The sequence below is a fragment of the Thermosynechococcus sp. B3 genome (assembly GCF_030323045.1).
Classification (GTDB): Bacteria; Cyanobacteriota; Cyanobacteriia; order Thermosynechococcales; family Thermosynechococcaceae; genus Thermosynechococcus.
Genome location: NZ_CP097584.1, coordinates 1,927,422 through 1,950,243, shown reverse-complemented (window position 1 = coordinate 1,950,243; position 22,822 = coordinate 1,927,422). Strand labels below are relative to the sequence as shown.

Genomic DNA, 22,822 nt, shown 5'->3' with positions numbered 1-22,822 from the left:
AAGTGCCCCAATTTCTGATTCTTGCGTAGAATCCCTCGGAGTCGCTCTAGAAGAGGGTTTGAGTATTTTCAGTGGCTTCGTAGAAAATGATTTGACACCCCTCGCAGGGGATCCCTCGGAACAGGGGGTTGCAATCCGCTCAGGGAGAGGCTATATTGAAGATGCTCTTGCTTCCCTTCGGGGAAGTAGATTAAGTGGAAACAACAAGCAATGCGTATTCACGAACATCGCTCAAATAACTTGCTTCCCTTCGGGGAAGTAGATTAAGTGGAAACAGATCATCGGCAGAACCAAGAGAGAAGACGAAAAAACTCATGGCTTGCTTCCCTTCGGGGAAGTAGATTAAGTGGAAACAAGAATTGGGCGGATTAATGCTAGAAGACAATTGTCTTGCTTCCCTTCGGGGAAGTAGATTAAGTGGAAACATGGAAACATGGAAACATGGAACATGAAGAACGGAGAAATACCAATTTCTGTGAGGGGGTGTTTTCTGCATCCCTAATTTTTTTGTCGCAAGAAGTGTCAAGGCCGAGCTGTCAGTTTCATCCGTGAGCAAAGGGCTGTACCGCTCCCGGAGAGATTAAAATCAGAAAAACCCTCTGGTGCAAATCGGCTGGCCTTGGTGGATGTCTATGTCGTTTCTTGAGTATCTCCATGCAGAACCGCGGCGCGTCATTGTCTTTGATGGCGCAATGGGCACGAATCTTCAGGCGCAAAACCTGACGGCAGAGGACTTTGGGGGCAAGGCGTACGAAGGCTGCAATGAATACTTGGTCATCAGCAAGCCAGAGGCGGTGGCCAAGGTGCATCGGGACTTTTTGGCAGCAGGCGCCGATGTCATTGAAACCAATACCTTTGGAGCCTCCTCCGTTGTTCTCAGTGAATACAATTTGGGCGATCGCGCCTACGAAATTAGCAAGAAAGCCGCCGAACTGGCCAAGTCCGTGGCCGCTGAATTTAGCACCCCCGAAAAACCCCGCTTTGTCGCTGGCTCAATGGGGCCTGGTACCAAACTCCCCACCCTTGGCCACATCGACTACGACACCCTCTACACAGCTTTTCGCGAACAAGCGGCGGGCCTCTTTGATGGCGGGGTTGACCTATTTATTATTGAAACCTGCCAAGACGTGCTGCAAATCAAAGCGGCACTCAATGGGGTGATAGCCGTCTTTCGGGAGCGGGGAGAACGCCGACCGCTGATGGTCTCCGTGACGATGGAGCAGCAGGGCACGATGCTGGTTGGCTCGGAAATTGGTGCTGCCCTGACGATTCTGGAACCCTATCCCATTGATATTTTGGGACTCAACTGCGCCACAGGGCCTGACCTGATGACGGAGCATATCCGCTACCTCTCGCAGCACTCCCCCTTTGTGATTTCCTGCATTCCCAACGCCGGCTTGCCTGAGAACATTGGTGGTTGTGCCTACTACAAATTAACGCCGATGGAATTGCGGCTGGCTCTGACCCGCTTTGTCGAGGACTTTGGGGTGCAAGTGATTGGCGGCTGTTGTGGCACGCGACCGGATCACATTGCTGCTCTGGCGGAGATTGCAGCGACCTTGACCCCCAAGGCGCGATCGCCCCAACGGATTCCCGCGGCTGCTTCGATTTACAGCCCGCAGCCCTACGATCAAGAGAATTCCTTCCTGATTATTGGTGAGCGGCTCAATGCCAGTGGCTCGAAAAAATGCCGCGATCTCCTCAATGCCGAAGATTGGAATGGCCTCGTTGCCCTTGCCCGTGCCCAAGTGCGTGAAGGTGCCCACATCCTTGATGTCAACGTGGACTATGTGGGGCGCGATGGCGTGCGGGATATGCACGAGTTGGTGTCGCGGTTGGTTACCAATGTCACCCTGCCCCTGATGCTTGACTCTACGGAGTGGCAAAAGATGGAAGCGGGACTCAAAGTGGCGGGGGGCAAATGCCTGCTCAACTCCACCAACTTCGAGGATGGTGAACCCCGCTTTTACAAAGTTTTGGAACTGGCAAAAACCTACGGCGCTGGCGTTGTGGTCGGCACGATTGATGAAGAGGGGATGGCACGAACGGCTGAGAAAAAGTTTGCCATTGCTGAACGGGCTTATAAAGCCGCCCTTGACTACGGCATTCCCCCCTACGAGATTTTCTTTGACCCTTTGGCACTGCCGATTTCCACAGGGATTGAGGAGGATCGGGTCAACGGTCGGGAAACCATTGCCGCCATTCGCCGTATCCGCGCTGAACTCCCCGGCTGTCATATTTTGCTGGGGGTCTCGAATATCTCCTTTGGGTTAAATCCAGCGGCGCGGCAAGTCCTGAACTCGATGTTTCTCCATGAGGCGATGCAGGCGGGCATGGATGCTGCCATTGTCAGTGCTGCCAAGATTCTGCCCTTGGCCAAAATTGAGCCAGAGCACCAAGAAGTGTGCCGTGATCTGATCTATGATCGGCGGCGCTTTGAGGGGGACGTGTGTGTCTACGACCCCCTTGCGGAGCTGACCCGCCTCTTTGAGGGCAAAACCACCCAACCGGATCGCTCGCAGGTGGAGAACCTGCCCATTGAGGAGCGGCTAAAGCGCCACATTATTGATGGCGATCGCTTGGGGCTGGAGGACACCCTCGCCAAAGCCCTTGAAACCTATACTCCCCTTGAAATTATCAATACCTTCTTGCTCGATGGCATGAAGGTGGTGGGCGAACGCTTTGGCGCTGGGCAGATGCAACTGCCCTTTGTCTTGCAGTCCGCAGAAACGATGAAGGCCGCCGTTGCCTACCTCGAACCCTTTATGGAGAAATCTGCCACGGGGGACACCGCCAAGGGCACGGTTGTGATTGCCACGGTGAAGGGGGATGTCCATGATATTGGCAAAAACTTGGTGGATATTATCCTCACCAACAATGGCTATCGGGTGATTAACTTGGGGATTAAGCAACCCGTTGAAAATATCATCCAAGCCTACAAAGAACATCAGGCAGACTGCATTGCCATGAGCGGCCTTTTAGTGAAATCCACCGCCTTTATGAAGGAGAATCTGGAGGTCTTTAATGAGCGAGGCATTACCGTTCCCGTGATTCTGGGGGGGGCGGCCCTCACACCCAAGTTTGTCTACGAGGATTGCCGCGCCACCTACCACGGTCAAGTGATCTACGGCAAGGATGCCTTTGCCGATTTGCACTTTATGGATCGGCTGATGAGTGCCAAGGCCGCAGGGCAGTGGGACGATCGCCAAGGATTTTTGGATGGCACAACGGTCTCTCCCCCAGAGGCAGAGGCCACACCGGCCCCCCCCTCGGTGACTGAACCCGAAACGCCAGAAGTAGTAGATACACGCCGTTCTGACGCTGTTGCGCTGGAGATTCCCCGCCCCACACCCCCCTTCTGGGGCATTCGTCACCTCAAGGCGGATCAGATTCCCCTTTCTGAGGTCTTTGCCTATCTGGATCTCCAAGCCCTGATTGCGGGTCAGTGGCAGTTTCGCAAACCCAAGGATCAAGACCGTGCCACCTATGATGCCTTCCTTGCCGAGAAGGTCTATCCCATCCTTGAGGAGTGGAAACAGCGCATCCTTGCGGAAAACCTACTCCATCCTGAACTGATTTATGGCTACTTCCCCTGCCAAAGTGAGGGTAACACGGTCTATATCTACGATCTGCAGCGGGTTGGTGACAAAAGTGCCTGCGTCCCTGAGCGGGCGATCGCCCAGTTTACCTTCCCTCGCCAAAAGAGGGGGCGTCGCCTCTGTATTGCCGACTTTTTTGCCCCTGTGGCATCGGGCATCATTGATGTCTTTCCCATGCAGGCGGTAACCGTTGGTGAAATTGCTACCCAAGTGGCGCAGGAGCTATTTGCGGCCAATCAATACAGTGACTACCTCTACTTCCACGGCATGGCGGTGCAAACGGCGGAAGCCCTCGCAGAGTGGTGTCATGCCCGCATTCGCCGTGAATTGGGCTGCACTCCCGATCCAGAGTCGATTCGCGATATTCTTGCCCAGCGCTACCAAGGCTCCCGCTATAGCTTTGGCTATCCTGCCTGCCCGAATATGCAGGATCAATATACGCTGCTGCGACTCCTCCAGAGTGATCGCATGGGGATGTACATGGACGAGAGTGAACAACTCTACCCTGAGCAATCCACCACGGCGATCATCTGCTACCATCCCACCGCCAAGTATTTCAGCGTCTAAGTCTGCGCCCTTTGTACCCAAAACCCGGCTTACTCAGGAGGGCTTTGGCAAGCCAATAGGAGACTGCAATGGTTCTTCCTTCAGGAGAGCGATCGCCCCAATGATAAACTGCAAACGAAAGAGTGTCGGAGATGCCCGCGGTGACGCGCCCAAAAATTATTGTCCTAGATGATGACCCCACCGGTTCGCAAACGGTGCACAGTTGCCTGCTGTTGACCCGCTGGGATGTGGATACCCTCTGTCGTGGCCTCACCGATCCTGTGCCCATTTTCTTTATCCTCACCAATACCCGTGCTTTGCCTCCAGAAATCGCAGCGGAGGTCACGCGCACCGTCTGCTGTCATTTGAAGGCGGCGATCGCCCAAACCGGCACCACCGATTACATGGTTGTCAGCCGTTCCGACTCCACCCTCCGCGGCCACTACCCCCTTGAAACCGACGTGATTGCCGCTGAACTGGGACCCTTTGATGCCCACTTTCTGGTGCCTGCCTTTCTAGAGGGAGGGCGCATTACCCGTGATAGCCAGCACTATCTGCTGGTTGCAGGTCAGCCGGTGCCCGTCCATGAAACGGAGTTTGCCCGCGATTCCGTCTTTGGCTATCACCACAGCTACTTACCCGACTATGTGGCCGAAAAGACCCAAGGGCGCATCCCCGCCGCAGCCGTAGAGCGTTTTGTCCTTGCCGATGTGCGCAATCCAGAGACCCTGCGCAGCCGCTTGACCCAGTTACAAGGCAATGTCTGTGGCGTAGTGGATGCCGAGAGCCAAGAGGATTTAGACCAGTTTGCAGCAGCAGTGCTTGAGCTTGCCAGTCAAGGAAAACGCTTTTTGTTCCGCAGTGCTGCCAGTTTGCTCACGGCCTTAGCGCAGCTGCCGCCCCAGCCCACCCCCCCAGAGGCAATGGCCACCTATTGCCGCCCTGGCCGCTATGGTGCGATTTTGGTGGGTTCCCACGTGCGCAAAACCACTGAACAACTGACCGCTTTGCTGGAGGAACCCGATGTGTTTCCCATTGAAGTGCCTGTGGCTCGATTGCGCGACAGTGGGGCGGCTGAACCTGACATCATCAACGAAGTCTTGGCGGCAGTGGATCAGGCGATCGCCAGTGAGAAAACCCCCGTCATCTTTACCAGTCGTGAGGAACTCACCTTCGCGGATGCAGCGACACGGTTAGCCTTTGGGCAGCGAGTCTCGGAAGTGCTGATGGCAATTGTTCAACAGTTACCCGCCGATTTGCGCTATCTGATCAGCAAGGGGGGCATCACCTCCAACGATGTCCTCAGTAAAGGGTTAAACCTAGCCACAGTTCGCCTCTTGGGGCAAGTGATTCCCGGCTGCTCCGTGGTGCGCACGGGTGCTGATCATCCCCGTTTTCCCGAATTACCAGTGGTGCTGTTCCCCGGCAATGTCGGCGATCGCGCAGCCCTGTGCACGGTCTATCATCGCTTTCAGGGCAATGGCACCGCAGTCTAGGAATTATTACTTAGTGGCTTGAATCTGGCTGAGTGCAGGGTTTAGAATGCAGTTGCAACAATAATAAACAATTTTTAATCTTTCCCGATAAGTGAATGAGTTTAGTCAACACGGTTGGGGTTCGATCAACGGTATGGCGCTGGCTGCTGCCTGTCTTGGTAGTGCTGGTGATGGGCGGCGGTTGGGGGGTTTCTCTGCTGTTGCCCCTGCGGGATCCCTATATTCAATCCGTACGGGCGGCGGTAGGCGATCCCAATCGCGGCGAGCAAATTTTTATTCTCAATTGTGCGGGTTGTCATGGCATTGATGGCAAGGGCGGAGTGGGCCCTAGCCTCGTGCAGATTAGCCACCGCCGATCGCAAACAAAACTCATCCAGCAAATTATCAGTGGCAATACCCCTCCCATGCCCAAGTTTCAAGCCCAACCCCAAGACATGGCCGACCTATTAAGCTACTTGAAGACACTCTAAAACTTTTGACAAAAGCGCTACAGGTCGAGGCGGTATATTAGATTGTGTTATCAGTATTACCAATTTCAAGCATCCTTTGGTGGGAATGGAAGAAGCCTTTGCGGTGGGCGATCGCGTTCGCCTTGTGGAACTGCCCCCCTATGTGAAAACAGCGGAGCCAATGCCAATGTTGCGTCCCGCCAGTATCCTCACCCTCGGTGAAGAAGGGGTGATCCTCGGCCAGCAACCGGGGAACTATTGGGTCGTGCGCCTAGAGCGGGGTGCCTTTTTGCTGGAAGCCAAGTATCTCAAACGGCTGTAGTGCCTTCGCTGCTATGGCTCCCCTGCTGTCTCTGTGCATGATTGTCAAAAACGAAGCCCATCAATTACGGCGCTGCTTGCAGTCGGTGCAGCCTTGGGTGGATGAAATCATTGTTGTGGACACAGGTTCCACCGATGAGACGATCGCCATTGCCCGCGAATTTACTCCCCATGTCCATGCCATTGTCTGGCAAGCGGATTTTGCTGCCGCCCGCAATGTCTCCCTAGCCTATGCCACGGGGGAGTGGGTCTTTTACATTGATGCCGATGAAGAATTGGTGGTTACGGATCCCCAATGGCGAGACCAATTGACCGCTGCAAGTGCACATATTATCAATCAGTGGAGTCTGCTGCGTCGTGAACAGGCGAGGGAGCTCAACTGGAGCGAGTTTTGGAATGTCCGCTTTGGCCGTCGCTTTCCTGATCTTCACTTTGCCGGGGCACTCCATGAGCAACTGTACTATCGGGAGCGGCAGGCAGTGGTGGGTCAGTTGCAGGGGGTCTATCTCATTCACCACAACCAACAAAGCCAAGACCAGTTCCTCGCAAAAATTCGCGATCGCAATATCCCCATCCTCGAAAAAATGGTGCAGCAGGGCGATCGCCGCCTGCAAAACTTGGTGTGTCTTGGGGATCACTATGCCGCCTGTGGCGATGGCGATCGCGCCCAAACATGGTATGAACAAGCCCTTGAGCAAATTGCCCCTGCCGTCGAACAGGGAGTTTTGCCGAAGGACACCACATGGCTGCGTCATCTCCTTTTTTGGGTGAGCTACCGCGCCTTTGAGGCCAAGGACTACGAAACGGCTCAGTATTACCTCAGCTATGGCCTACGCTTCTTTGATCGCTATCCGCCCCTGCTCTATGTGGCGGGGTTACTCATCTTTGAATTGGGTCTACATCGCGGAGCACTGCCCTACTTTCACCGCTGTTTAGATCTCTTTGAGCAGGGAACCTACGATCGCGCTGAACCCTTCGATCGCCAGTGGATGACCACCCAACCTGCCTATAGTCTAGGTTTTACCTACATGACCCTTCAGGAGCGCGATCGCGCCATCGCCTATTTTCAAAAGACCCTTGAATTTAACCCTGACTATTCCCCTGCACAGATGTACCTGCAACAACTGTTGACGGCATCGGCAAATCAAGGGTGATGCGAGTTCCCGCCCCTGCTGCCGAGCGAATCCAGTGCTCAACGCCAGAGGTAGAGGCACAGGTTATTGGGGTGGATAATCGCTTGGTGGACGTGCTCAACGCCTTACGGCATCAAAGGTAGAGGCACTGACAGCTGGCAAATAGACAAGGCTGCCGGTCTGTGCTCAACGCCTTACGGCATCAAAGGTAGAGGCACCTTAATTTTTCCGTCTCTACTGGTTTTTTCCACGCCAGGTGCTCAACGCCTTACGGCATCAAAGGTAGAGGCACTTTATCTTCGCCATTTCTCAACTTTGGCGATCAATGTGCTCAACGCCTTACGGCATCAAAGGTAGAGGCACAACTCCCTTATATTCAAACGTTAGTTTTAGGGAATGTGCTCAACGCCTTACGGCATCAAAGGTAGAGGCACAAGCTAGTTTTGGAACCAAATTGTGTGGTTCCAAAGTGCTCAACGCCTTACGGCATCAAAGGTAGAGGCACTAGGCTTTACCATACTATACAAAATGCTTTATAGTGCTCAACGCCTTACGGCATCAAAGGTAGAGGCACTCGGGCAGGTAATAGAGATCCTGCCACTGCAAGTCGTGCTCAACGCCTTACGGCATCAAAGGTAGAGGCACCTCGTTCGCAAATAGCAGGAGCAAACCCTCCTGGTGCTCAACGCCTTACGGCATCAAAGGTAGAGGCACTGTCGCCGCCCATTGAAAAATCAAAAGAAAGAACAGTGCTCAACGCCTTACGGCATCAAAGGTAGAGGCACACAGATCGCATAGATTTACGAAAAACTTCTCAGAATGTGCTCAACGCCTTACGGCATCAAAGGTAGAGGCACGGTCAGATAGGTTTGAAGAAAACTGTGTAGAAGAGTGCTCAACGCCTTACGGCATCAAAGGTAGAGGCACCACTAGAACTGATCTAACTATTCCAGAATTAAAAGTGCTCAACGCCTTACGGCATCAAAGGTAGAGGCACTTTCAATTGTTCAAAAGGAGGATGGCCATCCAGATTGTGCTCAACGCCTTACGGCATCAAAGGTAGAGGCACCTTAACTATCCTCCGCTGCTAAATCCAGTACTGTGTGCTCAACGCCTTACGGCATCAAAGGTAGAGGCACATTGAATGTATGTACTTGAATTTTTCTGGATCAAACAGTGCTCAACGCCTTACGGCATCAAAGGTAGAGGCACTGCAGCTACCCACGCTGTTTTGGTACGTGTGTACAAAGTGCTCAACGCCTTACGGCATCAAAGGTAGAGGCACAGTTCACGCTCTTTAGGAGTAGGTTGGGCATTAAGTGCTCAACGCCTTACGGCATCAAAGGTAGAGGCACGTGTAAAGATACCTGAAAGACATTTCACCCGCCTTGTGCTCAACGCCTTACGGCATCAAAGGTAGAGGCACGTAAAATCGTATTCAGGTAAAATATCCCTTTGGTGCTCAACGCCTTACGGCATCAAAGGTAGAGGCACCGCTCTTGTTGGGCTGCCTTCAGCTTCACGATAAGTGCTCAACGCCTTACGGCATCAAAGGTAGAGGCACGTTGAACGTTTGTTGACCTCTTCTGGTCTGTATCGTGCTCAACGCCTTACGGCATCAAAGGTAGAGGCACAATTTTTAAGTTCTAACCTTTAAGTTCTAACCTAGGGTGCTCAACGCCTTACGGCATCAAAGGTAGAGGCACTGTTGAAATCTTTTTCAATTGATACCCCCGTGTTGTGCTCAACGCCTTACGGCATCAAAGGTAGAGGCACAGCTAATCAGTCTGGAAGTAGACTTGCAGTGGACTGTGCTCAACGCCTTACGGCATCAAAGGTAGAGGCACACAATGCACCAGGGCGTTGTACTTCTTGGAATATTGTGCTCAACGCCTTACGGCATCAAAGGTAGAGGCACCATATTGGGAGTGTAATATTGATCCAACTGAATGCGTGCTCAACGCCTTACGGCATCAAAGGTAGAGGCACTTGGCCCTAAACCGAAAGATGATCTTCCCCTTCTTGTGCTCAACGCCTTACGGCATCAAAGGTAGAGGCACAAACCACTAACTAATTAGTTTTCTAATAACCTAGGGTGCTCAACGCCTTACGGCATCAAAGGTAGAGGCACAGCGGCGCCCTAGAAATGCCTCTAGGACTAGCTTAGCACAGTCACTTTTCAAGCACCTCTGGCACTTGGTTTTTTTGTGACTGTAAAATTTTTAGCCTCGGCCAGTATTCAGTTGTCAATCCCGCTCTGGGGAATAGGTTCAGAGATTTTCAAGCACCTCTAAATCTAACAAAAACTCTCAAACCTAGTCAAGGGGCTGTATTTGAATATCGGTGCGTTCGGAGAATATTTGAGTCCAGAGGTGCTTGCATGCGCCACAATCTTGGACAAAACTCAGCTGGCATTCTCTGGGGTCTCGCAAATTTTAGTGCTGCTGACCCGTCAGCAAGAGAAAGATTAACTGCTCTTAGCAAAACTGCAAAGCAATTGTCCCAGCGCCTCAGCGTTCTTTCTTGTGCCCCTATTCCAGAAAAGAGCAGGTTGGCAGTTTGTTAGGATCAAGGGGAAGTGAAGCGGTTGAACACTATGGCGCTGCTGGGACAGTCCGCAGTAGAGTTGAAAGCATGGGTCGAAGCCCAAGGGCAGCCCGGCTATCGGGCGCAACAACTCCATCAGTGGCTCTATCAAAAGGGGGCGCGATCGCTCCAAGAGATTACGGTTTTTCCCAAGCAGTGGCGTGACGCTCTCGCTGAGGTAGAAATTGGCCGCTCTCAAGTTCGCTATCGCCATGATGCCCAAGATGGCACTGTCAAGCTTCTGTTGACCTTAGCCGATGGCGAAACCATTGAAACGGTGGGCATTCCCAGTGGCGATCGCCTGACGGTGTGTGTATCTTCCCAAGTGGGTTGTCCAATGGCCTGTGATTTTTGTGCCACGGGCAAAGGGGGCTATCGCCGCAATCTGGCGAGCCATGAAATCATCGATCAGGTACTCACCATCCAAAGTGAAATGGAGCGCCGCGTCAGCCATGTGGTGTTTATGGGTATGGGAGAGCCACTCTTAAACTTAGCGGCTGTTATCCCAGCGGTCACCTGCTTGAATCGCGATATTGGCATTGGTCAGCGGCACATTACCCTCTCAACGGTTGGTATTCCCCAACAAATTCAGCGACTGGCACAATATCAATTGCAAATCACCCTTGCCGTCAGCCTCCATGCCCCCAACCAAGGCCTACGGGAGCAGCTCATTCCCAGCGCCAAGCACTATCCCCTCAGCCAACTGATTGCCGATTGTCGTGCCTATGTGCAGCAAACGGGGCGCCGCATCACCTTTGAATATACGGTTCTGGCGGGAGTCAACGATCGCCCCCAGCACGCCGAGGAGCTAGCGCAGCTATTGCGGGGCTTTCAGAGCCATGTCAATCTGATTCCCTACAATCCCATTACTGAGGCAGCCTATCAACGTCCCACCGAGCAGCGTTTGCGGCAATTTCTCAGCCAACTGCAAGCCCTAGGGGTTACTGCCAGTATTCGGCGATCGCGGGGCTTGGATCGGCAAGCCGCCTGTGGTCAACTGCGCCAAGCCCAACTCAGTGCCTAAACATTTTTTGCTATCATGATTTTCTAATTCGTGTAATTCCTATCACATTTTGAATGAAGCCAGAGCTTTGGTTCATTGCTCCTGTTAGCGCGATCGCCCTCGGTGGTATTGCCACACTGATTCAACCCCAACAACCCTTAGCAACCCTTTTAGGGAGTGGCATCGGTGCCCTTGCGGGTGCGCCCCTTATTGAAAAGAACCAACGCCGTAGCGATCGCCTGCTTCGAGACATTCACACCTTCCTCTGCTCCTCCCCAGAGACCACCGCACTCAAAGCACTTCTGCTGCGAGAACTCGAACAACAACGCCGACAACTCACTGACCTTGAACAGCAACTGCACAAAGCGCTTCCTGAAGCTCTGCGCCCCATTCTCCACGAGATCGCCCAGACAGGGCAAACCCTCAAGGACAATCTGAGGGACGCCTCCCCACTAGCTGCCCAGCAACTTGAACCGCTCATTGAAGCCATTCATGCCCAGAGTGCGGCTCTGCAAACCATTCAAACCCTTCTGCAAAGACCCCAACCCCCAGCAACTGCCCTAAAAACCGCTGTCCTCTACGACATTGAGAACTTAGTCTTTAACCAAGGGCAGCGACTAGACCCCGCCAAAGTGAATGAGCTTGTTTCCCTAGACAACGTTCTGGAGGCAATTAAAAGCACTATTGATCTGGGGGAAATTGCCATCCAGCGTGCCTATGGAAACTGGCAAAATCAAATTCTCCAAGCCCTCAATGCTCAACTGGAGCGATCGCAAATCGAGCGGGTTGGCGTCTATGGTCGCAATCACAATCAGCGGAATGCAGCGGACATTCAACTTGCCCTTGATGCCATTGATCTAGCCTACCAACATCCCGACATCAATACTTTTGTACTCATCTCCGGGGATGGTGGCTTTGGCTCCATTGCCCTGCGCCTGCGGGATTACGGTAAAACCGTGATTGGCTGTGCCTACCGTAACGCCGCCAGTGATAGCTTTCAGCGGGTGTGCCACCAATTTATTTTCCTTGAGAATCCCTTCATTCATTCTGCTCCCGCCACCAATGGCAGAAACGGCACGCCTCCCCCGCGTCAACCCAATCCAGAAAATCGCACCGCGCCATCCTCACCTCGGCGTCTTCCCATTGAGCCGTTGAACTATGAACAAATTCCGCCATTGGCGATTCAACAACGGGAAACTGAAAAACTTTTGGAGCTATTCTCCTACTACACCACTGATGCAACAAGACGGCGAGAATTGGCTAGGGGTATGGTCTTTAATACCGTATTTTTAGAAATGAGATCCGTTGCCCCCCAATTGGATCCGCTGCGATTTGGCTTTTGCAAGCCCTCTGAATTAGTGGCCTACTTAACCACACACCATCAGTTACAAATTGGCGTTGCGGTGAATGGTCAATTGGGTAGAACGATTCTCTGCTGGCGCAATAACCTACCTGAGCGCTACACCCTGCGCACCTCCAGTCCCCAAACCATTCACACCGTCTCGATCTATCGTGGTATCTTTGCCGATGAAGTGGCGGCAGATTTTTTACTGACTCAGGTGGGACAGTGGTTAATTGCCTATCGTCCCCGCAATGCCCCTTTTGAGAGAATGATAAATATTATTCTTGAGCAAGCTCGTCGGCGGCAGCAGCGCATTGGTCAGCAGGGGATTAAGCGGGCGATCGCCAACTATGTCAAAGCGGGTATTCTAACACGAACAGGGAACACCCTCACCCTCAACCCTGCCATCACGGACTTTTCTAGTTTGGCGATCGAGCTACAAACTCGCTTTCGCCAAGCCGTGGCAGAACGCCTCAGCAAGATTGGTGAAACCATCAATGAGCAGGTCTTTGCCCAAGCGGTTCCCCTCAAGCCTCTACAACTACCGACTGCGAACAACCCAACCTAGGATGCAGATGGTGGCTCAATCTGACTGGGCAGTTCTAGACAGTAGCCAGCCCCATAGACGGTTTTGATATAGCGCGGATTCCGCGGATCCGGTTCTAGTTTTGTCCGCAGGTGGCGGATATGGACACGGATGGTTTCAATGTCATCGTCGGGATCGTAGCCCCAGACTTCCTTGAGAATTTCACTGGGGGAAACGGTTTGGCCGTGGCGTTGCAGCAGGCAGTGCAGCAGTTCAAATTCAAGGCGCGTCAGCTTAATAATTTTGCCAAACCAAGAGACCTCAAACCGTTCAGGCACTAGTGTCAATGGCCCATAGCTGAGGATTTCACGATGGCCTGCGGTTGCCGGAATGCGATCGGCTCGTCGCAAAAGAGCACGTACCCGGGCCAGCATTTCCTCCAATTCAAAGGGCTTGGTGAGGTAGTCATCGGCACCCGCGTTAAGCCCCTCCACTTTGTTATGGGTTTGGCTCAGAGCCGTCAGCATCAAAATCGGAACATCTTGGGTACGCGGATCACGCCGCAGGCGTTGGCAAATGGTGAAGCCATCCACTTGGGGCAACATCAGGTCAAGGAGAATTAGATCGGGCGAAAGTTGCACGGCGAGGGCTTGCCCTTGCATCCCATCTAAGGATTTAGTGACCTCGTAGCCCGCCATTTGCAGGTTTATTGCCAAGACGTCGGCGATCGCAGGATCATCATCAATGATTAAGATGCGGGGCTTCATAAAATGAACAGCACTCAATCCTCACAGGCGGCCAGCTACCGCTTCTGAGAGAATTATAAACATCGCTGCAAAAACCTTAAGAGTTTGTTGAGTTTCTTTAGATTTTCTCAATATTTGACGCCAATCTAGGGATACAGAGCTTACTCTAAAATAAGGAATACCACCAGCAGATCAGAGGCTATCCTGCATCAACTTGTACAGTGTTGAGCGTGTTCAATCTATAGGACACTGAACGATCGAGAATTGGCCTAGACCACTTTCTAATCAGCACTTGGCGCAGTCTGAAACCCAGTTCTAGGCTGGTATTACGCGCAGCAAGCTAAACCAGAATTACGTTCATGCCGCGAGCTTTATGCGGTCTTCAGCGGATTTTCTACAAACCTAGGCTATACTTTGGGAATGCAACTTTTGGGCAGAAACGATGATCCTGTCCTCACTTTTGCGAACTGCTCACTCATGTAATGCTGTGGTTTGGATCGAATATGCTTGCTCCCATTCTTGTGGCACAAGCCGCTCTAGCAACTCCACCCCAACATTCATCCACCGTTGTACAGGAATATTCGCCTCGCTCGAATGTTGTTGTTCAGGCCAATGCGGTACCCGTCAACGTTCCACCCCCTGAAGTCCCTTCCCCACCCGCTGCAACGGCCTACGTCACACCCACCAATTTTGCCTATTTTCCCCAAGACATTCGTCCACTTCCCGGCCAATTAGACGATGTGCCCGTCTTTAACAGCAACAGTCCAGAGATGGTGCGCTCTGAGGGAATTCTCCTCTCCACCTTTCCACCCCACGGGAAATGGCAACCGGCGGCTCACCTCAACTATCCCTTAGAGGGGCGCTTTGATGTCTTTGCCCACCACATTACCCAATCCAATCGGGCGGTGAGTACGCCAACCCTCTATTTGGGGCTGTTGGCCTATAACCCAACGGATCGCTATGTCACGGTGAGATTTCATCAAGCCGCTAGTTTTTTAAGTACGCCAGATGCTCCCTTCCGCAATTTGCCCGCCATGCTCGATAACCCCACGGGCTTTGTTTTTTCAGGGCCTGGGAGTCGAGTCACCAACCAAGTGCTGCGGGGGGTACGGCAGACGTTCTTTCCCTCACAGATAACCATTCCCCCTCGCGAAGCGCGGATGTTGGCGAATTTGCCGCTGCCGTTGCCCACTCAATTTCCCAATGCGGTACTCAATCGGGTTCGGGCAGAGTTTATGCTCAATGCCGATGGCAGCGTCGGCCCCAAGTTACCCCTAATCCCGGATACAAATCCCTTTGGTGAAGTCTCCTCCTCCAATGGCCGCTCCACCCTGATGTATTTAGAAAGTAGTGGCCCGATTTACTTAGCGCAAATGTCAATGTTTGCCCGCATGAACGAGCAGGGCACCGAACGGGCACCCACCCTAGAGGAATGGTGGGCAATGCTCCATCGCGGTCAACTGGTTACCCCCCGCGACATTCCACCCACGCCCCCCAATAGTAGTCAGTTTGGTCGCTTCTTCTATGGCCGTGTGGCCGGTGTCAGTCAGGGCTCTCGCTGGCAAGCTACCCTCACCGATGGCCAAACCCATGGACAGGCTTTAACGATTCCGGCACCGGGGCGAGCCATCTCCTATGGCATTAGTACGCTCCACCGAGGTACCCTTGGCACGGGTCAAATTCAAAGTGCCCCCATGTTAGTACGCTATCCAGACACCGCCTACTACGCCCATGGCAATTATGGTGTTCACTATAGTTTGACCTTGCCCTTGGTCAACAATACCCGTCAGTTCCAGTCGGTGGTGCTAACGCTGCAAACCCCTCTCAAACAAGATCACCGCAGTGTCGTCCTCCAATTTTTGGAACCCCCGGCTCCCCAAGTGTTTTTCCGGGGAACGGTGCGTGTTCGCTTTACAGATGATTTAGGACAGGCTCAAGAGCGCTATGTCCATTTGGTACAGCGGCGGGGTCAGCGGGGAGAACCATTAGTGACATTAAATATGCGTCCAGGTGAAAAACGGGATGTTATTGTGGATCTAGTCTACCCACCCGATGCCACCCCACCCCAAGTGCTGACAGTGGCAACATTACTTGGCCCTAGCTATGAGAACACCACTCAAGCGCCAGCGGCTGCCAATTCTCTGTCCCTTACACCAGTGACAGTGCCATAGGAGTGACCACAGTGGGCGATCGCGCAGCGTGTCGAAAGGACAATCGCCTTGTTCTGATTGGGGATGTCCACGGTCACTATGAAGGCCTGTGCCGTTTACTAGATCTCGTTTCACCTCGCGTGGGCGATCGCCTGCACTTCCTGGGTGACCTCGTAGATCGAGGGCCGAGTAGTGCCGCTGTCGTGGAATTCGTGCGCCAGTGTGGCTATAGTGTTGTGCGGGGCAACCACGAAGACATGATGCTCCTCACCTTCGAGGGCAAACAAATCAATGCCGCGCAGCTCTTTGTCTGGTCGAATAGTGGTGGGGATGAGACCCTTGCCAGCTACACCTCCACAGAGTTGCTTTGGCAGCACCTCGACTGGCTGCACACAGTTCCCTTCTATGAAGATTTAGGGGATGTGTTTGTTGTCCATGCAGGTCTTGATCCCTATCTTTCCCTAGAACAGCAAGGCAGCCAACAATGCTGCTGGATCCGCGAACAGTTTTTAGGCCACCCCAAGCCCTACTTTGCGGATAAAACAATTGTGGTGGGTCACACGATTACCTTTACGTTTCCCAATGTCGAAGCAGGACAAATCGTGCGGGGTGCTGGCTGGATAGACATTGAAACCGGTGCCTACCATCGCCGCAGTGGTTGGTTAACAGCCCTCGACTGGACGAATCAATGGGTCTATCAAGTGAATGTGCTCTACGGTGGTACCCGCCAAGGAGAATTGGCTCAATTTTTAACTGATTTAAGAGATGTCTCCTACAGTATCAGCTAGCGCTGGCGCCACGCCGACCACAAAAGACAGGCAATGCCGATATTGATGGCAATGTCCGCCACATTAAAGACGGGAAATTGAATCAAGCGAAAATCCAAGAAGTCAACCACCTCGCCCGTGAGAAAGCGATCAATGCCATTGCCTAAGGCGCCACCCAGTAAACAGCCATAGCCCACTTGCTGCCAGCGATCTAATCTCGGACCGAGCACCGCCCAAGTGATCAGACCCAAGCTCACGATGAGAGACAGCCAGCGCAACCAGACACTGCCATTGGCAAAGAGGCTAAAGGCCGCCCCAGTATTTGTAACGTAGGTAATGTGAAAGACACCGGGGATAATGGGCGTTGTTTGCGGCGGCACTGTTAGGGCATAGGTGGCCACAATCCATGCTTTCGTCAGGCGATCGCTAATTAAGGCGAGGCCAGCCGCCCACCAAAAAAGGGGATTCTTGATCTTGAGCCGCTGACTGCTCATCCCACAGGACTAAGGGCAGCCACTGAGACCCGTGCCGCCACCTGTTGGGCGATCGCCCGTAGGGCTTGAGCCGAAGCAGACTGCGGATCCGCAATGAGAATCGGTTGACCCAAATCTCCCCCTTCCCGCACGGGCAATTCCAAAGGCACCTGTCCTAAAAGGGGTACACCCATTTCCGCCGCCAAGGCTTCACCGCCCCCACTGCCAAAAATGTCATAGCGACGATTGGGCAAATCAGGGGGAATAAAGTAGCTCATATTTTCCACCAGCCCAAGGACCGTGACTCCCAACTGCTGAAACATCCGCAATCCCCGCCGCGCATCCCCAAGGGCAACAGGTTGGGGCGTTGTTACAATCACTACACCTGCCATTGGTACCGCTTGCGCCAGTGTGAGTTGGGCATCCCCAGTGCCGGGGGGCAAATCCACAATCAGATAGTCCAATACGCCCCAATCACTTTGGTAGAGAAATTGGCGAATAATGCCATTGAGCATGGGACCGCGCCAAATGACCGGCTGATCACGATCAATCAGGAAGGCCATCGACACCACTTTCAAACCATGAGCTACCGGAGGTAACAGGACATCGCCTCTGGCTTCCTTGCGCACTTCGACAATGGCATCCTCTAGCCCCAGCATCGTGGGAACATTCGGCCCATAGATATCCGCATCAATAATGCCAACGGCAGCCCCCGCTTGGGCAAGGGCAAGGGCTAAATTCACCGCAACGGTACTTTTGCCGACCCCCCCTTTACCACTGGAGACGGCAATAATGTTCTTGACTCCTGCTACATCGGTGCGATCGGGCAGGCTCTTTTGCTGCGGCGTTTCAGCGGTAACCGCCACTTGCACATCCATCACCCCCGGCAGAGTAAAGACGGCCTTCTTGCAATCCTCGACAATAAATTCCCGTAGGGGGCAAGCCGGGGTTGTCAGCACCAGTGTAAAGCGAACCGTGCCATCCTCAATGGCAACATCGCGGATCATGTTGAGTTCCACTAGCGATCGCCGTAACTCGGGATCTTCCACAGGACGCAGAACGGCCAACACAGACTCAACAGTAAGGGGGGCACTCATGCAGGTGATTCGTTACATTCGCTACTTAGATAGCGATCGTACCACTGTTAGGCAGATTCCCCCGCCAGCCACAGCAGCGATACAGCAAAGGATGCAAGCCAAGACCGCTCTCAGACGGGATTACACCCCCATTTGCCTACACCATATTTCAGAAAAGGGCGGTATTCTGGAAAGTATTAGCCATTTGGGATCAGAAGGATTGCAACGTTGACTCACTCCACCCTCCACCAACCCGCCACAGCCGCCGGTCAAGGCCTGCAACGCCAACTTATTGTCATTCTTGATTTCGGGTCGCAATACTCCGAACTCATTGCCCGCCGCATTCGTGAGACCCAAGTCTATTCCGAGGTCATTTCCTACCGCACCACTGCTGAGCAACTTGCCCAATTAGCCCCCAAGGGCATCATTCTCTCCGGTGGCCCCAACTCCGTCTATGACGAGAATGCTCCCCAATGTGATCCAGAAATTTGGAACCTCGGCATTCCCATCCTTGGCGTGTGCTATGGCATGCAACTGATGGTGCAACAGTTGGGGGGAACTGTGGAGCGAGCCACCGCTGGCGAGTATGGCAAGGCAGCGCTCTTTATTGACGACCCCACGGATCTGCTCACGAATGTTGAGCAAGAAACAATTATGTGGATGAGTCATGGTGATAGCGTCACCGAGTTGCCCTCCGGTTTTCGCGTCTTGGCGCATACCCACAATACGCCAATGGCAGCGATCGCCCATCCAGAGCGGAAACTCTATGGCGTTCAGTTCCACCCAGAGGTGGTGCACTCCGTGGGCGGTATTGCCCTGATCCGCAACTTTGTCTATCACATTTGCGATTGTGAACCCACTTGGACAACGGCTGCCTTTGTCGAAGAAGCGATCCGGGAAGTGCGCGCCAAAGTGGGGGACAAACGGGTACTCCTTGCCCTATCGGGGGGGGTGGATTCCTCGACCCTGGCCTTTTTGCTCCACCGCGCCATTGGCGATCAACTCACCTGTATGTTCATTGACCAAGGGTTCATGCGCAAAGGCGAACCGGAGCGACTCCTCAAGCTCTTTCAAGAGCAGTTTCACATCAAGGTGGAGTACGTCAATGCCCGCGATCGCTTCCTTGCCCAACTGGTGGGCGTCACAGACCCCGAAGAAAAGCGCAAACGCATTGGCCATGAATTTATCCGCGTTTTTGAGGAAGAGTCGCAGCGGCTAGGGCCTTTTGACTACCTTGCTCAGGGCACGCTGTATCCCGATGTCATTGAATCGGCGAATACCAACATTGACCCGCAAACTGGCGAGCGCGTAGCGGTGAAAATCAAGAGCCACCACAATGTGGGCGGTCTGCCGGAGAACCTGCGCTTTAAGCTGGTGGAACCCCTGCGCAAGCTCTTTAAGGATGAAGTGCGCCAAGTGGGGCGATCGCTGGGTCTGCCCGAAGAAATTGTGCGGCGGCATCCTTTTCCCGGTCCCGGTTTAGCGATTCGGATTCTGGGGGAAGTGACCCCGGAACGCCTAGAGATTCTGCGGGATGCGGATCTGATTGTGCGGCAGGAAATTAACCGCGCCGAGATGTACCACGACTTTTGGCAAGCCTTTGCGGTGCTGCTGCCGATTCGCACTGTGGGGGTAATGGGCGATCAGCGAACCTATGCCTATCCAGTGGTGCTGCGGTTTGTCACCAGTGAAGATGGAATGACCGCTGATTGGGCACGGGTGCCCTACGATCTCCTCGAGCGCATTTCCAACCGCATTGTCAACGAGGTGCCGGGGGTGAATCGGGTGGTCTATGACATTACCTCCAAGCCACCGGGAACCATTGAGTGGGAATAAATTTGCCAGAAAGGGGAGCGATCGGTTTAACTGGGAGAGATGGTGGTGTGAGTGATGTGGCATGAACAGCAAATGGACGCTGGCCCTTGGCTTCAGTGCAGGTGTATGGCTGCCCCTAGCAGCAACGGCGCAATCTAGCCCGCCCCAATGGCAAATTGAGGCTCGGCCAATAACTCACCCAACCTTTGAAGTGGCACCAACGGCGGAAGCACTGCCCCAATGGCAAGCCGTTCCCGAACCTAGGGGCGATCGCCTGTGGCAACCAGCGACGCCAGAAGAACTGGCGCAACCCATTTTGCCCCCTGTAGCTGAGCAGGCACCGACACCCGTCATTGCCGAGGAACCCCAGTATCGCATTCCTCCCTTAATGCGTCCGCCCACCCGTCTCTTTAACTTGGAGACTGCCAATATCCTGCCGGAGCAAACCCTTGAACTACGGGGGGGAATTCGCAACTATGATCCCCAAGTGGCTGGGGGCGGCGGCGGTCTGCAAATTTTCTATGGCTCCATTGACTATGCGATCAATCATCGCTTGCAAGTGAGCTTTAGTGGCAATTACTACGACGATCCCTTGGGACGCTTGGTGAAGGGGCTACAGCCCGACCTGCAGTTTGGGGCGATCGCTGCTGGTCTCAAATATCAAGTGCATCGCGGCGAGAATCTATCGGTGGCTGTGGCGGGCTCCCTAGAGGCAGTACGGGTGCGATCGGACAATTTCCTCTTTGTGCCGGGTGCCGCACGAGCCGGAACGTGGACGGTTGCCGCCTCATTGCAAGCGCCAATGACCTATTCCTTTAATCCCCAGTTGCAGTGGCACTTTACGCCCAACCTCACCTATTTTCCCGACACAGTGAACAAGGGAGGGGAATTTTACGGCACGAACTTCAACTTTGGCACAGGCATCAGTTGGCAGCCCCATCCTCGCTTTAATCTTTTTGCCGATGTCAATATGCCCGTCGGTCCGGGGGGCAATGCCGTGCGCAGTAGCGATGGCGCGATCGTCAACCTGCCCGTGTGGAGTGCCGGTGTGCGCTTTCTAGTGAACCCTGCAGTGAGTATTGATTTGGCAGCCACCAACGCCTTTGGCATTACACCTGCAAGTCGTACCTTGGCTTTTTTGCCCGGTGCGGATCAAGTGGGTGTCATGGCGGGATTAAGCTATACCCCCAATATGGGGCCTGATTTTGCGCCACCCTTTTTGCCCAGTTTTCGCAGTGGGCCTCGGCAACCCCTCACGGATCGCGATCGCCAGCTTTTACTCAATGGCCTCACCCTTACCTCCCCCAGCACCCTTGATCTGGGGATGCTGCACCTGCGGGGCAATAGCGGCACCACAGGAACCGGTTTTCAGGTGGGCTTTGGTCTTGCCTACGATGCCCAATTTGCCATTGCCATTGAACAGTGGGAGCGCGGCGAAACCCTCATCGAAAACCTCAACTACAGTGGTAACTTGCAGTTGGGGCTAGCAGCGAAGTTGCGCTTTCTGGATCAAACGCAAGGGGATCCCTTTTCTTTGGCCTTTCAAGGCTCATTTAATCGTGGCATTAAGCAGGGGGGAGGGGGTAGCCGTTCCCTAGGCGGCTTGGAACTGGCCTTTATGTATGAGCCAACCAAGAATGTGGCACTCCTGTTGAATCCCAAGTTAGGGATTTTTACTCCTAATCAAAAAGTAGTGGGTGGTATCGGGGTCGGCCTCAATGTTGAGGTAGTCCGCAACCTCCAATTTATTGCGGAAGCCACTCCGGTCTTTGGTCAAACGGGGGTCTATAGTGCCGGCTTGCGTTACGTCGTGCCCCAGTGGGGACTAGGCATTGATCTCTATGGATCAACGGCAGTCGGCAGCAGTATTCCCAATGCAGGTCTTGTCGGTCAGGGGTCGCCGGGGGTGGGGGTCAACCTCCATTGGCTATTTGGCGGATCGCGGCCACAGGAGAATTAAAGTCATGCAAACTCAATAGTTGTTAGTCCCCCCTCAAGCGCAATGAAGGGGGAGAAGGGGCTAACGCCTAACTGCCGTAGATGCCTTTATCATCCCGTTGGAAGAGGCGCTTGATGTGCTCCCACGCCTTAATGAGGGCATTTTTTTCATCGTTGGACTCCTTCAGCGCCTCATTGTAGGCTTCGACAAATTTAGACTGAGCGGCCTCCGAGAGATCTGCGCGTACCTCTGGGGAAATATCCTCTGGCCCAGACAACTGCCCCTCAGGCTGACGCGGAATTTGCATCTCCGTAATGGCTGCCTCTTGACCGCCAGCGGATTGCAATAGGAGAAAAATCTCGCCGGCTTTGTCCTCAGGGACTTCAACGACCAGCAAAAATTCACCTGCCTGTACCCGCGTTTGATAAATGGCAGCTTTGTCCTGCGGCATCCCCAAGGAAATCAGTGCGGATCCTAGGCCGGCGCCCAAAGCACCATAGAGGGCACCACTGGTCGCCCCCAAAAGGGCAGCCGCCAGAGGGCCAGCAGCAGCCACCACGCCAATAAAAGGAATAAACAGAACGCCGACTCCGGTCAGCAAACTCAGCAGTGAACCAAACACCGAGCCATAGAGTGCCCCCGTGGTGACGCCATCCAAAATAATATCTTTCTTGGTAATAAATCCACTAATGCGGGCTTCAGACTGAAAATTGCGGCCAATGATTGAGATATTTTCCTTGGGCACACCGCGATTCAAGAGTCGTTCGATCGCCTCTTTGACTTTGGCCTCTTCCTTGAAGGTGGCCGAGACACATTTTGTTGCTGGTTGAGCAAAAGTCGTACTCATTGATGGGT

At 53.5% G+C, this 22,822-nt stretch carries 16 protein-coding genes and 2 CRISPR repeat arrays; of the genes, 12 read left to right on the top strand and 4 right to left on the bottom strand.

Features of this window, described 5'->3' with window-relative positions:
* Nucleotides 1-166: 166 nt before the first annotated feature.
* Nucleotides 167-426: direct repeats of the CRISPR family, unit length 37 nt; unit sequence CTTGCTTCCCTTCGGGGAAGTAGATTAAGTGGAAACA.
* Nucleotides 427-626: 200 nt separating this feature from the next.
* The 7 genes from metH to M0646_RS09580 all read left to right on the top strand — a co-directional run bounded on the left by metH (nucleotide 627) and on the right by M0646_RS09580 (nucleotide 13,043).
* Nucleotides 627-4,166, top strand: a complete 3,540-nt coding sequence (gene metH / locus M0646_RS09610) for a methionine synthase (protein WP_286649587.1) — start codon at nucleotides 627-629, stop codon at nucleotides 4,164-4,166.
* A 131-nt stretch (nucleotides 4,167-4,297) separates the two neighbouring features.
* The gene (locus M0646_RS09605) at nucleotides 4,298-5,641 is read left to right on the top strand and encodes a four-carbon acid sugar kinase family protein (protein ID WP_286649586.1); all 1,344 of its coding nucleotides are present in this window, start codon (nucleotides 4,298-4,300) and stop codon (nucleotides 5,639-5,641) included.
* Between the two features lie 95 nt (nucleotides 5,642-5,736).
* Complete coding sequence (locus M0646_RS09600) at nucleotides 5,737-6,111, top strand: cytochrome c (RefSeq protein WP_286649585.1); 375 nt, start codon at nucleotides 5,737-5,739, stop codon at nucleotides 6,109-6,111.
* Nucleotides 6,112-6,196: 85 nt separating this feature from the next.
* Complete coding sequence (sipA, locus tag M0646_RS09595; RefSeq protein WP_206200898.1) at nucleotides 6,197-6,412, top strand: regulatory protein SipA; 216 nt, start codon at nucleotides 6,197-6,199, stop codon at nucleotides 6,410-6,412.
* A gap of 13 nt (nucleotides 6,413-6,425) precedes the next feature.
* Nucleotides 6,426-7,565 carry a glycosyltransferase family 2 protein gene (locus M0646_RS09590; RefSeq protein WP_286649584.1) on the top strand — a complete coding sequence of 380 codons (1,140 nt, stop codon included), beginning with the start codon at nucleotides 6,426-6,428 and terminating at the stop codon, nucleotides 7,563-7,565.
* A 24-nt stretch (nucleotides 7,566-7,589) separates the two neighbouring features.
* Nucleotides 7,590-9,675: direct repeats of the CRISPR family, unit length 36 nt; unit sequence GTGCTCAACGCCTTACGGCATCAAAGGTAGAGGCAC.
* A gap of 465 nt (nucleotides 9,676-10,140) precedes the next feature.
* Nucleotides 10,141-11,154 carry a 23S rRNA (adenine(2503)-C(2))-methyltransferase RlmN gene (gene rlmN, locus M0646_RS09585; protein ID WP_286650000.1) on the top strand — a complete coding sequence of 338 codons (1,014 nt, stop codon included), beginning with the start codon at nucleotides 10,141-10,143 and terminating at the stop codon, nucleotides 11,152-11,154.
* 53 nt (nucleotides 11,155-11,207) lie between these two features.
* Nucleotides 11,208-13,043 (top strand): NYN domain-containing protein, encoded by a 1,836-nt coding sequence (locus M0646_RS09580; RefSeq protein ID WP_286649583.1) that lies wholly within the window; start codon nucleotides 11,208-11,210, stop codon nucleotides 13,041-13,043.
* Here the strand turns inward: M0646_RS09580 and M0646_RS09575 are convergent.
* Nucleotides 13,040-13,768, bottom strand: a complete 729-nt coding sequence (locus tag M0646_RS09575; RefSeq protein ID WP_286625503.1) for a response regulator transcription factor — start codon at nucleotides 13,766-13,768, stop codon at nucleotides 13,040-13,042. The genes M0646_RS09580 and M0646_RS09575 overlap by 4 nt on opposite strands.
* Nucleotides 13,769-14,250: 482 nt before the next feature.
* Here M0646_RS09575 and M0646_RS09570 point away from each other — a divergent pair, with 482 nt between their 5' ends.
* Nucleotides 14,251-15,918 carry a DUF3370 domain-containing protein gene (locus tag M0646_RS09570; RefSeq protein ID WP_190278053.1) on the top strand — a complete coding sequence of 556 codons (1,668 nt, stop codon included), beginning with the start codon at nucleotides 14,251-14,253 and terminating at the stop codon, nucleotides 15,916-15,918.
* Nucleotides 15,919-15,929: 11 nt separating this feature from the next.
* Nucleotides 15,930-16,685, top strand: a complete 756-nt coding sequence (locus tag M0646_RS09565) for a metallophosphoesterase (protein ID WP_286649582.1) — start codon at nucleotides 15,930-15,932, stop codon at nucleotides 16,683-16,685.
* Here the strand turns inward: M0646_RS09565 and lspA are convergent.
* On the bottom strand, nucleotides 16,682-17,158 hold the full coding sequence (gene lspA / locus M0646_RS09560; RefSeq protein ID WP_286625498.1) for a signal peptidase II: 477 nt from the start codon (nucleotides 17,156-17,158) through the stop codon (nucleotides 16,682-16,684). The two genes, M0646_RS09565 and lspA, sit on opposite strands and share 4 nt — an antisense overlap.
* A complete protein-coding gene (locus M0646_RS09555) occupies nucleotides 17,155-18,234 on the bottom strand; it encodes an Mrp/NBP35 family ATP-binding protein (RefSeq protein ID WP_286625496.1) in 1,080 nt (359 codons plus the stop codon). Before M0646_RS09555 ends, lspA begins: the two co-directional genes overlap by 4 nt.
* On the opposite strand from M0646_RS09555, the gene M0646_RS09550 reads away from it, so the two are divergent.
* The 3 genes from M0646_RS09550 (at nucleotide 18,233) to M0646_RS09540 (ending at nucleotide 21,988) form a co-directional block, all read left to right on the top strand.
* On the top strand, nucleotides 18,233-18,445 hold the full coding sequence (locus M0646_RS09550; protein WP_149820304.1) for a hypothetical protein: 213 nt from the start codon (nucleotides 18,233-18,235) through the stop codon (nucleotides 18,443-18,445). The genes M0646_RS09555 and M0646_RS09550 overlap by 2 nt on opposite strands.
* On the top strand, nucleotides 18,442-20,049 hold the full coding sequence (guaA, locus tag M0646_RS09545) for a glutamine-hydrolyzing GMP synthase (RefSeq protein ID WP_149820302.1): 1,608 nt from the start codon (nucleotides 18,442-18,444) through the stop codon (nucleotides 20,047-20,049). Before M0646_RS09550 ends, guaA begins: the two co-directional genes overlap by 4 nt.
* 61 nt (nucleotides 20,050-20,110) lie before the next feature.
* Nucleotides 20,111-21,988, top strand: a complete 1,878-nt coding sequence (locus tag M0646_RS09540; RefSeq protein WP_286649581.1) for a hypothetical protein — start codon at nucleotides 20,111-20,113, stop codon at nucleotides 21,986-21,988.
* Nucleotides 21,989-22,055: 67 nt separating this feature from the next.
* Here the strand turns inward: M0646_RS09540 and M0646_RS09535 are convergent, their stop codons facing one another.
* Nucleotides 22,056-22,814 (bottom strand): ChaB family protein, encoded by a 759-nt coding sequence (locus tag M0646_RS09535; protein WP_286649580.1) that lies wholly within the window; start codon nucleotides 22,812-22,814, stop codon nucleotides 22,056-22,058.
* Nucleotides 22,815-22,822: the final 8 nt, after the last annotated feature.